The organism is Kistimonas scapharcae (genome assembly GCF_039540975.1).
In the GTDB taxonomy this organism is placed as follows: Bacteria; Pseudomonadota; Gammaproteobacteria; order Pseudomonadales; family Endozoicomonadaceae; genus Kistimonas; species Kistimonas scapharcae.
In genome coordinates this window covers 1-2174 of record NZ_BAABFL010000072.1, presented here as the reverse complement: position 1 = coordinate 2174, position 2174 = coordinate 1, and the positions used below count along the sequence as shown (strand labels likewise).

2 protein-coding genes are annotated in these 2174 nt (G+C 53.9%); both read right to left on the bottom strand.

The features are described 5' to 3' along the window. Nucleotides 1-646: 646 nt before the first annotated feature. A complete protein-coding gene (locus ABD892_RS03935; protein WP_345194047.1) occupies nt 647-1030 on the bottom strand; it encodes a DUF6362 family protein in 384 nt (127 codons plus the stop codon). A gap of 376 nt (nt 1031-1406) precedes the next feature. Continuing rightward, nucleotides 1407-2174, bottom strand: a 768-nt coding sequence (locus ABD892_RS03930) for an AAA family ATPase (RefSeq protein WP_345194045.1), incomplete at its 5' end; no start/stop codon positions are given.

Sequence of the window (2174 nt, the reverse complement as noted above, 5' to 3'; positions counted from 1 at the left end):
TAACACTCTCGGGAACAGTAATTTCCACTGGAGTTGCTGGTGCCTTCAACAACGCTGCGGGCAAGGCGAAATATTTTCCGACATTGCCTGCAGGTTCGCTGAACTTGATGCGCGGCATAGTGACAGGCTTTTGAACAGTAGTGATTTTTTGATTTATTCAGGGCGCTCCGTGTCGTGAAGAACGACTTCAGGCAACAATCACATTGCGTTTGCAAGCGACGGGCTTTTCGGGTCGCATTCCCTTTAGCTCCACTTTTTCGTGCCGCACAACTGGTACAACGACGTGCCAGATTATCCTTACGAACGATTTGCTCCCTGCCGCAATCACAGCAAATACGGATGCGTGTCCAATTGGATCGATTCCGGTTTGCCATTATGCCAACGCCCTCCATCGCAGCTCGGCCACAGGCCAGTGTTCCAGTTTCTCAACGGGGGTTTGTTGGATGTCTCCGGACATGGGTTCCGTCCCTGAAAAGCAAAACGCCCCGGAACAGATCCGAGGCGTTGGAATTTGAGCTGCATGGCCTTCCGGCGTAGCGCTGCACAAGCATACAAAAAATCTACACCAAAACCCGGCGATCCGTCCCACATGCGGTTTGCTCCCAACACGAATGACACACCCTGGAGAGGAATCTCTGTATATAACTCACTCTATTTCCCCATGAGATTGCCTCAGCAAAACAGCCAGCAACGCCCTGTGCCAACGACGATGGACTGAAGACCGGGGCATACCTGTGCGTTGCGCAATCGCCCGCCAAGCCAGGCCGGAGGCTCTGAGCCAGACCAGCTTGCGATCTTCGTCCACCAGCACGGCCAGCCAACGGATACACTCCAGCATCCGCTCCTCATCATCAGGGGTTGGCCGTACCGATAACACCTCCCGTTCCGCACGACGGATTTGCTCCCGCTGGTCGAAAATCATCTCAGGCCAGCCTGAGGAGTGGCCCAGCTTGATACCAGACGGAAGTCGTTTGGCGGTCAGCCAGGCATCCCGGTAACGCTGCGCCAGTTGGTCGATGTTTTTGTCCATGGTTTTCATTCCCCCATTAAACATCCAATGTCGCTTACTCATATCCGTATGTCGTATGTAGGGCATATTTTGGGTATGCCCTACTATACATACGTAGTATGTATGGATTCCCGGGAAGACGATTTTCTATAAATATCAATCACTTAACCGTTCCCAAATGCTTCCCGACCGGAAATGACCGGGAAGCATTTTTTGCCCTTCTTTTCTATTGCATATCAAACAGTTACACCCACTTCCTCGAAAAAATCTCCTTCCCAAATGCTTCCCAACGTCCGTTTTGGGAAGCATTTGGGAAGCATTTTCGAAAGATTCAAAGGCCATTTCAGCCCCCTGTAAACGACATTGTTTATATACATTTCAGCCGCCATTTGACGGCTCATACGAAGTCAGCTCCCTGCCCAAAAATACCCTTTCCCTGGGCAAACTGACCGCTCCTCACATCCAGCCATTTATGCTCCCTGGAGTTCGCCGCCATGCCCTTGACCAGTCTTGGCGGATGCTCGTTCAGTAGGGTTTGAACCATCTCCTCAAGCCGCTTTTTCGACAGCTGGTGGAAGGCTCTGGGTAATCGGTTGCGCTGTTTGTAGACACCGTTCTCCCCGGTATGGGTAAAGGGATGCCCCCGCTCAGCCGCCTCGCGGATGGCTGTGGTCAATATACCCAGCAGCTTGTATTCCGGTTCTTCCAGTTGTTTCAAACGGCGGGTGGCATCTTCCAGTAATCCGGTATCGGCTCGCAGGAAAGTCCGCACCTTGCGATTGGCCGGCCCGTTGGCCTTAACGACCGCGCCCTGGTACACAGCCCGTTCCTGATAAGGCTGATTGAGACAGTTAAAGACCAGATGGGCTTTTTCCTCTGTCGCTGGCCAGAGGGCGTAGGCCATACGAACACCGTCCACCAGCGCCGTGGTACCACGGATGGCGCCCCGTGCCTGTTCCGATGACTCAATGGGTGTTGAGCTCTGTGGCTTGCGCATATGGTGGGCCACAATCACCGAGGCGCCACTGGCGGAGGCCAGACCGGCCAGCGCTCCGGTGAACAGGGAACCCGCCGATGTTTTGGCGTTGACATCGGCCTGGGCAAAGGACGACAACGGATCGAAGACCACCAGCTTGAGATTCTCAAGCGCCATCAACTGCTGCCG